This is a genomic window from Mesorhizobium sp. CNPSo 4684 (genome assembly GCF_057784315.1).
The window spans coordinates 38709-52125 of record NZ_JBWLUX010000034.1 but is presented as its reverse complement, the minus strand read 5'-3'; the positions used below and the strand labels follow the sequence as shown (position 1 = coordinate 52125).

Below are 13417 nucleotides of genomic sequence, written 5' to 3'. Positions count from 1 at the left end.
GAACGGTACGTTTCGTTTCTAGTCGTGGCCCAATGATGGACCCTCGATTGGTCCAACCATGCCGGCTCGCGTACGTCAGGTAGCGGAGGCGGTCAGTCGTCCCAAGGGTTGAGCACCGTCACGCCTGTATCATCGAAGTCAGTGACGTTGCGCGTCACAAGAATGAGATCATGGACGAGCGCGGTTGCTGCAATGAGCGTGTCCGCGCTGCCTCGCGTGCGACCGGCGGTGATGCGGCCCCAAGCCAACGCGACATCTTCCGTGACAGCAAGAATACGGTCGGCATTGTCGCGCCGAAGCTCGCGTAGCCATAGATCGAAGCGTGTTGCCTTTTCGGAATCGACCTTGCGCAACTTGATGATCCCACGCTCGATCTCTCCAAGCGTTATGACGCTGAGACTCACCGATGTGGGATCCACCGAAGCCAGCCATTCGGTGGGCTTGGGTAGTCGCCTCTGCACATCCGAAACGATGTTCGTATCGAGCAGATACATCAGAGGTCGACATCTCTGATCATCGTATCCGGGCGGCGGTTGACCTCCTCGGCGAAATCATCATCCCAAACCGGGCCGGTCAAAAGATACTCGGCCAACGACTTCTTCTTTCCGGCCAGACGGTCATAATCTTCGGCGGAAAGCACCACTGCGGCACGCTCGCCGCGCAACGTCACCGTCTGTGGTCCCTCGCTGCGCGCGCGTTGAACCACCTTGGAGAAATTATTCTTTGCGTCCTGAAGGTGCCAGTTCACAGATGCTTCCTAGCTAGCTTGGCTAGATATAGCATTCGGCCGACGACGCGGCAAGGAGCGCTGGGAGAAACTAGCGGCTGCCGAAGATCGCCGAGCCGACGCGGACGCTGGTGGCGCCGAAGGCGATGGCCATTTCGTAGTCGCCGGACATGCCCATCGACAGTTTGGCGACGCCGGCCTTGCGCGCCAGCTTTTCCAGCAGGGCGAAATGCGGGCCGGGGTTTTCGTCTGCCGGCGGGATGCACATCAGGCCTTCGATGGCCAGCCCGTGAATGTCGCGGCAATGAGCAACAAAGGCGACGGCGTCACGCGGCTCGATGCCGGCCTTTTGCGGCTCCGAACCGGTGTTGACCTGGACATAGAGTTTTGGCGTCCGGCCTTGCCTGGTGATCTCTTTGGCAAGTTCGGCGGCGATCTTCTCGCGGTCGACGGTCTCGATGACGTCGGCCAAAGCGACCGCTTCCTTCGCCTTGTTCGACTGCAGCGGGCCGATGAGGTGCAGCTCGATGTCGGGGAATTCCTGTTTCAGTGCCGGCCATTTGGCCTGCGCCTCCTGGACGCGGTTTTCGCCGAAGACGCGCTGGCCGGCTTCGATGACGGGGCGGATGGCGTCGGCCTCAAAAGTCTTCGACACTGCAACCAGCGTCACGGAACCGGCGTCGCGGCCGGCTTCGCGCTCTGCAGTGGCGATCCTTGTCTTGACGGCGAAAAACTGTTCGACGGCGCTGGCCATGCCTATATCCTGCCTGTCTTTCTAGCCCTCGCCGGCTCGCCGCAGTTGACGGGTCCGGCAATCCATGGTGAACACCGCGACGACATTTACCTCGGCCACCGGGCCTTGTCCGGCGGCTTGCGCCTGCTTTTAAGTGAAAATCATCCGATGGCAACCGAACGATACAATCCGCGCGCGTCAGAGCCCAAATGGCAGAAAGCCTGGGCCGAAAAGAAGCTGTTCGAAGCGCACAATGACGACCCGAAGCCGAAATACTATGTGCTGGAGATGTTCCCCTATCCGTCGGGGAAGATCCATATCGGCCATACCCGCAACTACACGATGGGCGACGTGGTGGCGCGCTACAAGCGGGCCAAGGGTTTCAACGTGCTGCACCCGATGGGCTGGGATGCCTTCGGCATGCCCGCCGAAAATGCGGCGATGCAGAACAAGGTCCATCCCAAGGAATGGACCTACGCCAACATCGCCGCCATGCGCGAACAGCTCAAGATGATGGGCTTGTCGCTGGACTGGGCGCGCGAATTCGCCACCTGCGACGTCGACTATTACCACCGCCAGCAGATGCTGTTCCTCGATTTCGTCGAGAAGGGGCTGGTGACGCGCAAATCCTCCAAGGTCAACTGGGACCCGGAGGACATGACGGTGCTCGCCAACGAGCAGGTCATCGACGGGCGCGGCTGGCGCTCCGGCGCGCTGGTCGAACAGCGTGAGCTGACGCAGTGGTTCTTCAAGATCACCGATTATGCGCAGGATCTGCTGGATTCGCTGAACGGTCTCGGCGAGTGGCCGGAAAAGGTCAAGCTGATGCAGCAGAACTGGATCGGCCGCTCCGAAGGGCTGCTGATCCGCTGGCCGCTGGCAGCACCAAGTTCCAGCAAGATTGGTGGCGACACGCACGAGCTGGAAGTTTACACGACCAGGCCCGACACCATCTTCGGCGCTTCCTTCATGGCAGTTGCCGCCGATCATCCGCTGGCCAAAAAGGCGGCGGAGACCAATGTAGAGCTGGCCAAGTTCATCGACGAAGTGCGCCATATGGGCACGTCGGGGGCCGCACTGGAGACGGCCGAGAAGAAGGGCTTCGACACCGGCATCCGCGTCGTCCATCCGTTCGACGACTCATGGACGCTGCCGGTCTATGTCGCCAATTTCGTGCTGATGGAATACGGCACCGGCGCCATTTTCGGCTGCCCGTCGGGCGACCAGCGCGACCTCGACTTCGCCAACAAATACGGCCTGCCGGTCATCCCGGTGGTGATGCCGGAAGATGCCGACGCAAAGAGCTTCCAGATCACGGAAGAGGCCTATGTCGATGACGGCGTGATGATCAATTCGCGCTTCCTCGACGGCATGAAGCCGGAGCAGGCGTTCGACGAAGTGGCGAAGCTGCTGGAGCAGAGAAGCATCGGTGGCCGGCCGATGGCCGAGCGCAAGGTGAACTTCCGCCTGCGCGACTGGGGCATTTCACGCCAGCGCTATTGGGGCTGCCCGATCCCGATGATCCATTGCGAGGATTGCGGCGTGGTGCCGGTGCCGAAGGCCGACCTGCCGGTCAAGCTGCCCGACGACATCGAGTTCGACCGTCCCGGCAATCCGCTCGACCGTCACCCGACCTGGCGGCATGTGAAGTGCCCGCAATGCGGCAGGGATGCGCGGCGCGAGACCGACACGATGGACACGTTCGTCGATTCGTCCTGGTATTTCGCCCGCTTCACCGCGCCCTGGGCCAACGAGCCGACCGAGCCGAAGGCTGCCGATGACTGGCTGGCGGTCGACCAGTATATTGGCGGCATCGAGCACGCGATCCTGCATCTGCTCTATTCGCGCTTCTTCACCCGCGCCATGCGCGAGACCGGGCATCTCGATCTCGCCGAGCCGTTCAAGGGCCTGTTCACGCAAGGCATGGTGGTGCACGAGACCTACCGCGTCGGCGGCGCGTCGACCAATGGCCGCTGGCTGTCGCCGGCAGAGGTCAGGATCGAGGATGCCGGCGGCAAGCGCCGTGCCATCGAGATCGCCACCGGCGAAGAGGCGGCGATCGGCTCGCTCGAAAAGATGTCGAAGTCGAAGAAGAACACGGTGAGCCCGGAAGACATCACCGACGGTTACGGCGCCGACACCGCGCGCTGGTTCATGCTGTCGGATTCGCCGCCCGAGCGCGACGTCGAATGGACCGACGATGGCGCCGCCGGCGCGCATCGCTTCATCCAGCGCGTCTGGCGCCTGGTGTCGATCGCCGCCGAGACGCTCGACGGCGTCAAGCCGCAGGCGGCGAAGGAGGGCGACGCCGGCGCCGTTTCCAAGGCCGCGCACAAGATCCTGAAGGCCATCGGCGAGGACATCGAGAAGCTCGGCTTCAACCGCGCCATCGCCCGCATCTACGAGCTGGCCAATGCCTTGACCACGCCGCTCAATGACGTCGCCGAGGGCAAGGCCGATGCAGGGCTCAAAGGCGCCTGCCGCGAGGCAGTGGAGATCCTGGTGCATGTGGTTGCGCCGGTCATGCCGCATCTGGCGGAGGAGTGCTGGCACACGCTGGGCGGCACCGATCTGGTCGCCGAACGGCCGTGGCCGGTCTACGATCCGGCGCTGGTCGTCGACAACGAGATCGTGCTGCCGGTCCAGGTCAACGGCAAGAAGCGTGGCGATTTGACAATTGCCCGCGACGCGGACCAAGGTGCGGTCGAAAAAGCGGTGCTGGCACTCGACTTCGTGCAAAAAGCGCTGGAAGGTAAGGCGCCCCGCAAGGTGATCATCGTGCCGCAGAGGATCGTCAATGTCGTTGCCTGATCTGGAAAAGACGACGCATTTGCTGCGCCGCGCCGCGCTGTACGGCATGGTCGCCTCGATGGCGCTGGTTTCGGCCTGCACGGTCAGGCCGCTCTATTCCAGCGCGCCGTTGACGGCAGGCTCGACCGTCAGCGCTTCAGCCGAACTGGCGTCGATCGCGGTCAAGCCGGTCAAGACCCGCTACGCCCAGCAGGTCCGCAACAATCTGATCTTTGCCTTTGGCCAGGGCGCCGGCGAGCCGCCAGCGCCGGTCTACATGCTCGATCTCGGCGTCACCGAACTGGTCGAATCGGCTGCGGTGGTGCAGGTCCAGACCGACGAGGATGAGCCGACCGCAGGCACGGTGACGCTGACGGCGAACTATGTGCTGACCGATGCCAAGACCGGTGCGGTCATCGCCACCGGCAAGCGCTCGATCCCGTCATCCTTCGACAAGCCAAGGCAGGAGTTCGCCTCCTACCGGGCGCAGCTCGACGCCGAGAACCGCGCCGCGCGCGAACTGGCCGAAATGGTGAGCCTGTCGGTCGCCCAGGATCTGGTCAGGCACGGCAAAAAGGCCTGAGAGACCGTTCGGAAATTCTACTCCGGCGGTCATCTGATGGCGTTTTCTGCGCTTCCGATGCTCACGGACCAAAATGTCCGCTGCGCTCCGGTTCTCGAAACCACCACCATATGACTCGCCAGAGCGAATTTCGAAACGGTCTCTGAGTGTTCCCCAATATGCGGATCGCAATAAAAAAGGCCGGTTTCCCGGCCCTTTCGTTGATATCGAAGCCTGATCTCAGCCGATCTTCTGGCCAGTCTTGGCCCAGTCGGCGAGGAATTGCTCGAGGCCCTTGTCGGTCAGCGGGTGCTTGACCAGCGCCTTTAGCGTCGCCGGCGGGGCGGTGATGACATCGGCGCCGATCAGCGCGGCCTGCTTGACGTGGTTCACGGTGCGCACCGACGCGGTCAGGATCTCGGTCGGGTAATCGTAGTTGTCGTAGATCTGCCGGATCTCCTGGATCAGCTCCATGCCGTCCGAACCGGTGTCGTCGATGCGGCCGACGAAGGGCGAGATGAACGAGGCGCCGGCCTTGGCGGCGAGCAGCGCCTGGTTGGCCGAGAAGCACAGGGTGACGTTGACCATGCGGTTCATCTGGGTACGGATCGTCTTGCAGGCCTTCAGCCCGTCCAGGGTCAGCGGCACCTTGATGCAGACATTGGGCGCGATCTTGGCCAGCACCTCGGCCTCCGCCATCATGTTCTTGTATTCGGTCGCCACGACCTCGGCCGAAACCGGGCCTTCGACGATGTCACAGATCTGCTTGGTGACCTCGGCGATCTTGCCGCCGGATTTCAGGATCAGCGAGGGATTGGTGGTAACGCCGTCGAGCAGCCCCAGATCGTTCAGTTCCTTAATGTCCTTGATGTCAGCGGTGTCGACAAAAAATTTCATGGGGGTCTCCTGAAAGATTTTCATGTGCATGCCATGCACATTCGGGGTTGGCCTTTGATCTAGACCAAAGTCGGGGCAAGGTCACGCCCGATGATCGAAGATTCGCCCTTTGTCGCAGCCGCGCCAGTGCTGGTGCCGATGCCGGCCGAACGGCCCTACACCTATGCGGTGCCCGCCGGCATGCGCGTGGTGCCGGGCTCGATCGTGCGCGTGCCGCTCGGTCCGCGCCAGGTTGCCGGCATCGTCTGGGACGGCGTGACCGAACAGGTCGACGCGAAGAAATTGCGGCCGATCGAGCAGGTTTTCGACTGCCCGCCGATCGATCGCGGCATGCGCCGCTTCGTCGACTGGATCGCTCAGTACACGCTGTCGCCGCCCGGCATGGTGGCGCGCATGCTGCTCAGGGCGCCGGAGGCGTTCGATCCCGAACCGTGGATCGAGGGCCTGCAGCGGACGCTTCTCATGCCCGATCGGATGACGGACGCGAGGACACGCGTGCTGGAGACGGCGGAAGGTGGCCTCGCCTGGACGCGATCCGGGCTGGCGCATGCGGCAGGCGTGTCGTCGACGGTGATCGAGGGGCTCAAGGCGCAAGGCGTGTTCGAGACGGTGATGATCCCGCCGCGACCGGTGGTCGCAGCGCCCGATGCCTCTTACGCCCTGCCGGAGCTTATGCCGGACCAGGCTGATGCGGCCGCCATGCTGCGCGCCAATGTCGCGGCCGGTGCTTTCAACGTGACGCTTCTCGACGGTGTTACCGGATCGGGCAAGACGGAGGTCTATTTCGAAGCGGTGGCGGCGGCTCTCGACCAGGGCAAGCAGGTGCTGATCCTGTTGCCGGAAATCGCGCTGACGCATGCCTTCCTCGAACGCTTCCAGCAGCGCTTCGGCGCCAAGCCGGCCGAATGGCATTCCGACCTGCCGCCCAGAATGCGCGAAAAGGTCTGGCGGCAATTGGCGGAAGGCGGCGTGCGCGTCGTCGCCGGGGCGCGTTCGGCGCTGTTCCTGCCGTTCCGCGAGCTCGGCCTCATCGTCGTCGACGAGGAGCACGACCCCGCCTACAAGCAGGAGGACCGCGTCTTCTACAATGCCCGCGACATGGCGGTGGTGCGCGGCCATATCAGCAGCTTTCCGGTGGTGCTGGCATCAGCGACGCCGTCCGTCGAAAGCCGGGTCAATGCGCAGCAGGGCCGCTACAGCAGGGCGGTGCTTTCGGCGCGCTTTGCCGAGGCCGCCCTTCCCGACCTGAAGACGATCGACATGCGGCGAGCGCCGCCGGCGCGCGGCGGCTTCCTGTCGCCGCTGCTGATCGATCAGATGCAGCGCACGCTGGAGAAAAATGAACAGTCGCTGCTGTTCCTCAACCGGCGTGGCTATGCGCCGCTGACGCTGTGCCGGGTCTGCGGCCACCGCTTCGGCTGCCCGATCTGCTCGGCCTGGCTGGTCGAGCACCGCTTTCGCGGCCAGCTTGTCTGCCATCATTGCGGGCACAATGAAAAGCGGCCGGAGGCCTGTCCCGAATGCGGCACGCTCGACCATCTCGTCGCCTGTGGGCCGGGCGTCGAGCGCATCGCTGAAGAGGTTGTGGCGCATTTCCCCGACGCGCGCACCATCGTCTTGTCCTCCGACCTGATGGGCGGCGTGCGGCGGCTGCGGCTGGAGCTGGAGGCCATCGCCAATGGCGAGGCCGATATCGTCATCGGCACGCAACTGGTCGCCAAAGGGCATAACTTCCCCAACATGACGCTGGTCGGTGTCGTCGATGCGGATCTGGGTCTCGCCAATGGCGATCCGCGCGCTGCCGAGCGCACCTTCCAGTTGCTCAGCCAGGTGACAGGCCGCGCGGGGCGCACCGGCAAGAAGAGCCTCGGCCTGCTGCAGACTTTTCAGCCGGACCATCCGGTGATGCGGGCGATCGTCTCGGGCGACGCCGAGGCGTTTTACGAACGCGAGATCACCGAGCGCGAACGGGCGGCCCTGCCGCCTTTCGGCCGGCTCGCCGGCGTCATTGTCAGCGCGGTGACCCGGGCGGAGGCCGAAGGCCACGCTCGTGGTTTGCGCCGCGCAGCACCCCAGGCCAGCGACCTGTTCGTGCTTGGCCCGGCCGAGGCGCCGCTGTCCCTGCTTGGCGGGCGCCACCGCTTCCGCTTGCTGATCCAGGGCGAGCGACGGGCCGACATGCAAGGCTTCATCCGCACCATGCTGGCTGAAGGGCCGAAGCAACGCGGCTCGGTCCGCGTACAGGTCGACATCGACCCGCAAAGCTTTTTGTAAGCAAAGGCTAACGCCCGCGGCGGCGCCCCGAAGCCGTTTGTCAAGAAAGCTCAGTGTCTTAGCATGCGCTAAAATACGCGTGGCTCATATACCTGACTGCCGTTCCGTTTGCTGAGTAATCCTGATCAAAAAACTCATAAAATAAATGTTGACTCGTTTTATCATGAATTATAACTGGGCCTTTCCGCTTTGGCACTGGGGACCAGGGCATGGTTGGGGGCAGCATGCGCAGATTTTACATTTCACTTCTCTGGTCATCGGCTTTGGGGTCGTCGATCCTGGCAGGCGCGGCATTCGCCCAGGAAGCCGCCCCAACAGATAGTCAGGGAGCCACCGTGCTCGACCAGATCCTGGTCACCGGCCGCAATGAAAGGTCCATTTCCAGCGTTGCCCAGTCTGTCCAGGTCGTGGAACGGGAACAGGTCGAGGAAGCTGCGCAGGAGAACATCGACGCCGCGACCCTGATCAGCCGCATCGTCCCCGGCTACGCGCCACGCAACCAGACCATTTCGGGCGCCTCGGAAACCTTCCGCGGGCGCAGCGTGCTCATCATGGTCGACGGCGTGCCGCGCAACACGCCGCTGCGTGACGTGTCACGCATCCTGTCGATGATCGACCTGAATTCGGTCGAGCGCATCGAGGTCATCAACGGTGCGTCCAGCCTCTATGGCGCCGGCGCAACCGGCGGCACGATCAACTTCATCACCAAGCGTGGCGACAGCGACAAGCCGAAGGTGACGGTGCGCACCGGCGTCACCGCCTTCACCGAGAATCCCGGCAAATCGGCCGGGCCCAGCACCAGCGTCTCGGTCGAGGGCAAGAAAGGCGATTTCGACTATTTCTTCTCGGCCTCCGGCGATCTGTCGCGCCGCACCTATGACGGCCACGGCAACGAGATGGCTTCCGACGCCATGCTTGGGCAAGGCGGCGGCGACCGCACCGGCACGGGCAATCTGTTCGGCGTGGCCGGTTATCAGTTCGATGCGCGGCGCTTTGAGGTCAGTGTCGACTGGACCTATGCCAGCCAGAAGCCGGACTGGTTCACCGATTACACGACCAATCCTGTCTCCCCGGATTTCGGCGATCCCTATGAAGGCAAGCCGCTGAAGGAAGATTCGAAATACCTGACCGCCAAATACACCGACAGCGACTTCGCGCTCGGGAACCTCGAGGTCAAGGCGTTCTACAACGACATCTTCAAGCAGTCGCCCTTCACCAAATTCTCGGCCGTCAACAGCCAGGTCTACCTGCCGACAAACCCGACGCGGCCGGTGATCCTGCCGCCGGGCATGGACCCGACGGCCGACTTCAACCAGACGGCGCTGCAGTCACGGCGCAGCGGCGTCAATCTGACCGTCAACACGCCGATGGACTTCATAAAGGAGGGCAGCACACTGACCTGGGGCGCCGACTACGTCTTCGATGCCACCGATCAACAGCTGACCAACGGTCAGGACGCCATCTCGCCCACGACCCAGAACTCGGTCGCCTTGTTTGCGCAGGGCGAAATTCCGGTGACGGATCGTTTTCGCATGAGCGGCGGGGCGCGCGTCGACCAGTTCTACCTCAATGTCGAGGATTTCACCCGGCCCGCCGCAGCCGTCCTGCTTGGCAGCAACATCATCGGCCTGCCGGCGATCCGGGTGACCGGCGGGTCGTTCGACTACAACGCCGTCACCTTCAATGCCGGCGCCGTCTACGACCTGACCGAAAGGATGCAGCTTTTCGGCAATTTTTCGCAAGGCTACAGCCTGACCGACATTGGCGGCTTCACCCGCCGCGCCGGGTTGAACTCCAACGCTGAAACCTGCGACGCCTACGGCACGGCCATCAGGCCGCTGCTGCCGTGCACCAATGCGCCGGACTATGCGATCAGCTATGCCGATATCGCGCCGGAGCCCCAGCTGGTGAACACCTGGGAAGCCGGCCTGCGCGGCGACTGGGGCGACTATCGTGGTGGCGTCAGCACCTATCTGTCGACCTCGGACAACGGCGTCAGCTACGACATCGTCAACAACCGGGTGTCGCAGCAGAAGGAACGCATCTGGGGCGTCGAAGCCAATATCGAGGCCGACCTCAGCGGCATGTTCACGCTTGGCGGATCGGTCGGCTATGTCGAAGGCAAATACGATGCGGATCGCGACGGCCACATCGAAGCCAACGAATATTTGCCCAATAACCGCATTCCCTCGACCTACAAGGGGCTGGTCTATCTGACGACCCATTTCGAGAACGAGCTGACCCTGCGCAGCGAGCTGGAGCTGTTTTCCGGCCGCGACCGCATCGCCACCCAGGAACTGGACGGTGCCGCGCTGGTCAATCTCGCCGTCTCGAAGAAGTTCGCCAATGAGAGCGTGCTGAACCTTGCGGTGCGCAACGTGTTCGACACCTACTACATCAACCCTTCCGCATCGGCGACGCGCGGTGCCGATGTTCCCGGTCTGGGGCGTTCGGTCGCGCTGTCCTACCAGATCACCTTCTGAGGGGCGGCGATGGCGGTGTCTCTCCAACGAAACGGTGCATTGGTCTCGCTGCTGGCAGAGGCTCCCGCCGATCCGGCGGATGGCGGGGCCTATGTCGAGGCGCTCGGCCGCCTTTCGCTGGAACAAGAGCCGTTCGTGCTGCTGGTCGATATCGGCATCGAGATCGCGCTGAGCGACGCCCAGCGCAAGGCGCAAAACCTCTGGTACAAGGCAGAACACGACCGGCTCGAAAAGGTCTGCCGCGCCTGCGCGCTGGTGCGCCCCGCGGTCGACGCGAACATGCGGCGCGTCTGGCAAAGCCTGTTCGGCTTTCCGGTGCTCGTCACCCGCAGCCGGGCGGAGGCCGACGCCTTCCTGAGCGGCTACGCGCCGAAGGAATATGCCAAATGAGCGGCGACGCAGACTGGCCGGCGCCTGCCGGCCTTTCGCGCCTGCGGCTCTTCGTCGTCCTGGCCTGCCTCTATCTGGCGCAGGCCATTCCGAGCTATCTGTTTGCCGCGGCGATCCCGCCGATCCTGCGCGAGCAGGGCGTCTCCCGCACCGCCATCGGCATGATGGCGCTGCTTATGCTGCCGCTGGTGCTGAAATTCCTGTGGGCGCCGCTGGTCGACCGCTTCCGGCCGTTGGCCCGCGCGCATCGCGCCGGCTGGGTCATCATCACCCAGGTCGGCGTCATCGCCGGCATCGTCGCCATGCTGTGGATCGAGCCGACCGATGTCGCCGGTATATTTGCCGTCGGCCTTGTTGTGAGCCTTTTGATGTCGACGCAGGACATCGCCACCGACGGCTACGCGGCCAAGTATCTCGATCCGAAGGACAGGCCGATCGGCAATGCGATCCAGGGCGGCTCCGTCGCGCTCGGGGTCGTCCTCGGCGGCACGCTTGGCCTGTTGACCTATCATCATGCCGGCTGGCAAACCATGGTGGCCATGGTGGCCGCGCTGTCGGTCATCCCGCTGTTTGCCGCCTTCGCCATGCGCGAGACCGATCCCGTCGCCAACGCGCCGCAGGCCGTCATAAACCGCCCCTCCATCCTGCGCTTCCTGCGCCGGCCCGAGGCACGCCAGATCCTGTGGATCGCGCTCATCTACCGGGCCAGCGAAGGGCTGGTGAAGTCGATGGAAGGCTCCTATCTCGTCGATGCCGGCGTGCCGCTCGACATCATCGGTTATCTCTCGGGCGGCGCCGCGCTCACCGTCGGGCTCGGCGGCTCGGCGCTGGCGGCGTGGCTGCTGCACAAGCGGGGCGCCGCTTCGGTGCTCGGCCTGCTCGGCGCGCTGCGCACCATCTGCTTCCTGATCTTCGCGCTGCATGCTTTCGGCGCCATTGCCGGCTTCTGGCCGATCTTCGGCGCATCGTTCCTGCAGACGCTGGTGCGCTACATGGAGATCGTGGCGCTCTACAGCCTGTTCATGGCGGTAACCTCGTCGGACCAGCCGGGCACCGATTTCACCATCCTGTCCTGCGCCCAGCTCATCGTCTACCTCGTCGGCTCCATGGTTGCCGGGCGCCTCGCCGACATGCTCGGCTACGCCGCGCTGTTCACCCTGGCGACCGTGCTGTCGGCCATTGCCGTGGTGGCGACCTATCGCATGCTGAGCGCCCATTTTGCCGATGCCGCAAAAGCCCCGCCGGAAGCTCCGACGCAGCCGCTGCCGGAGGTCGCCGAATGAGCGCGGTTTGGCTAGTGCTTGCGAAGCATGGCGGCGAGACAGGCGGCGGCCAGCGCCAGCGCCGCGCAGCCGGCCAGCGGCGCAAAGGGCCAGAGCGTGAAGGCAAAGCCGCCGGCCAATGCGCCGATGCTCTGGCCGAGCACATGGGTGCTGGTGAGCCAGCCGGCCGCGGCGCCTTGCTCGGCGGGCTCCAGGCGCTTCATCAGCCAGGCGGTGTAGCCGGGCGTCGCCAGCGCAATGCCGGCGGCCGCCACCATCAGGGACGTCGCCGAGACGATATGGCTGGCCGTGACGGCCAGCATCGTCATGCCGGCGCAAACCAGGACGCAGCCCACGACAACGCTGTTGCGCTCCGCCAACCGCAGGCGGGCTACGACCAGCCCCTGAACCAGAACCATGACGATGGCCACCAGCATCAAAGCGAGGCCGGTCACCGTCGTCGCCTGCGCCGCGCCAAGGGCGAAGCGCTGCTGGACCATGGGGCCGAGTACCATCTGCACCTGTCCGAAGCCCAGCGTCAGGCACAAGCCGATCGCCAGGCAAGGCAGAGCGCGGCGATCGAAGGGCGATATTCCGCGGCCGGCATCGGCCGTCTTGGCGTCGCCCTGTCCGCCGCTCTGCTCCCGGCCCGGCGCGAGCCACAGCAGCAGCGGACTGAACAGGAACAGGATGGGCGGCAGCAGCGGCGACAGCACGGCAGCCGCCGCCGGCAGCGCGCCGGCCAGCCGTCCCATGCTGACGCCGGCGCCGAGCAGCCCCAACGCGGCCTGGCGCCGGTCGTCGGCAACCGAGCGGCTGGCCCAGACCTGCGCCGTCGGCATGACGGCCGATGCGGCAAAGCCGTAGACGAAGCGCGAGAGCATCAGCAGGGCGATGCCGAGTGCTGCTTGGGTCCCGGCTGTCAGCAGCATGGCGAACACCGCCTGACCGGCCAGCATGGCGAGGCCAAGCAGGCGCAACAGCCTGGCGTGGCCAAGCCGTTCGCCCATGCGGCCCCACAGCGGCGAGCCGACCAGGAAGGCCGCCGCGCCGACAGCGGTTGCCGCGCCGACGGCAAATGTGTCGAGCCTCAGCCGCTCCATCACCAGGGGAACGAGCGACACGAAGGCCGACTGGCCGAAGCCGATCGCGGAGACCGCGATTGCCAGGCGGCGCAGAAGCGAAGATCGATTTTTCATATTGCTCATCACAGCGAAAAGCTTATTTCTTATTTGTGTTAGATGATCAATAGAAATATTGAGATCTATAAAAGTATAATATCCTATATATACAATATCG

At 64.2% G+C, this 13417-nt stretch carries 11 protein-coding genes; 6 read left to right on the top strand and 5 right to left on the bottom strand.

Annotation, left to right across the window (positions count from 1 at the left end):
- Positions 1–92: 92 nt before the first annotated feature.
- From AC04SG_RS26540 to AC04SG_RS26530, 3 genes are all read right to left on the bottom strand, one after another.
- Complete coding sequence (locus AC04SG_RS26540) at positions 93–494, bottom strand: PIN domain-containing protein (RefSeq protein ID WP_488553450.1); 402 nt, start codon at positions 492–494, stop codon at positions 93–95.
- Positions 494–748, bottom strand: a complete 255-nt coding sequence (locus AC04SG_RS26535; RefSeq protein ID WP_112559772.1) for a type II toxin-antitoxin system Phd/YefM family antitoxin — start codon at positions 746–748, stop codon at positions 494–496. The genes AC04SG_RS26540 and AC04SG_RS26535 overlap by 1 nt, the downstream gene beginning before the upstream one ends.
- A 70-nt stretch (positions 749–818) precedes the next feature.
- Positions 819–1481: a YggS family pyridoxal phosphate-dependent enzyme gene (locus AC04SG_RS26530; RefSeq protein ID WP_488553449.1), complete on the bottom strand. Its 663-nt coding sequence runs from the start codon at positions 1479–1481 to the stop codon at positions 819–821.
- A 147-nt stretch (positions 1482–1628) separates the two neighbouring features.
- Here AC04SG_RS26530 and leuS point away from each other — a divergent pair, with 147 nt between their 5' ends.
- The gene (gene leuS, locus AC04SG_RS26525) at positions 1629–4271 is read left to right on the top strand and encodes a leucine--tRNA ligase (RefSeq protein ID WP_488553448.1); all 2643 of its coding nucleotides are present in this window, start codon (positions 1629–1631) and stop codon (positions 4269–4271) included.
- On the top strand, positions 4258–4833 hold the full coding sequence (gene lptE / locus AC04SG_RS26520) for an LPS assembly lipoprotein LptE (protein WP_192254978.1): 576 nt from the start codon (positions 4258–4260) through the stop codon (positions 4831–4833). The genes leuS and lptE overlap by 14 nt, the downstream gene beginning before the upstream one ends.
- A gap of 219 nt (positions 4834–5052) precedes the next feature.
- Here the strand turns inward: lptE and fsa are convergent, their stop codons facing one another.
- Positions 5053–5709: a fructose-6-phosphate aldolase gene (fsa, locus tag AC04SG_RS26515; RefSeq protein ID WP_112559768.1), complete on the bottom strand. Its 657-nt coding sequence runs from the start codon at positions 5707–5709 to the stop codon at positions 5053–5055.
- A gap of 90 nt (positions 5710–5799) precedes the next feature.
- Here fsa and AC04SG_RS26510 point away from each other — a divergent pair, with 90 nt between their 5' ends.
- From AC04SG_RS26510 to AC04SG_RS26495, 4 genes are all read left to right on the top strand, one after another.
- Positions 5800–7983, top strand: a complete 2184-nt coding sequence (locus AC04SG_RS26510; RefSeq protein WP_488553447.1) for a primosomal protein N' — start codon at positions 5800–5802, stop codon at positions 7981–7983.
- A 335-nt stretch (positions 7984–8318) separates the two neighbouring features.
- Complete coding sequence (locus AC04SG_RS26505; RefSeq protein WP_488553446.1) at positions 8319–10466, top strand: TonB-dependent receptor; 2148 nt, start codon at positions 8319–8321, stop codon at positions 10464–10466.
- Between the two features lie 39 nt (positions 10467–10505).
- Positions 10506–10856, top strand: a complete 351-nt coding sequence (locus AC04SG_RS26500) for a hypothetical protein (RefSeq protein ID WP_488553445.1) — start codon at positions 10506–10508, stop codon at positions 10854–10856.
- Positions 10853–12139 (top strand): RhtX/FptX family siderophore transporter, encoded by a 1287-nt coding sequence (locus AC04SG_RS26495; RefSeq protein ID WP_488553444.1) that lies wholly within the window; start codon positions 10853–10855, stop codon positions 12137–12139. Before AC04SG_RS26500 ends, AC04SG_RS26495 begins: the two co-directional genes overlap by 4 nt.
- 11 nt (positions 12140–12150) lie before the next feature.
- On the opposite strand, the gene AC04SG_RS26490 is transcribed toward AC04SG_RS26495, so the two are convergent.
- Positions 12151–13317 (bottom strand): MFS transporter, encoded by a 1167-nt coding sequence (locus tag AC04SG_RS26490; RefSeq protein ID WP_488553443.1) that lies wholly within the window; start codon positions 13315–13317, stop codon positions 12151–12153.
- Positions 13318–13417 lie beyond the last annotated feature (100 nt).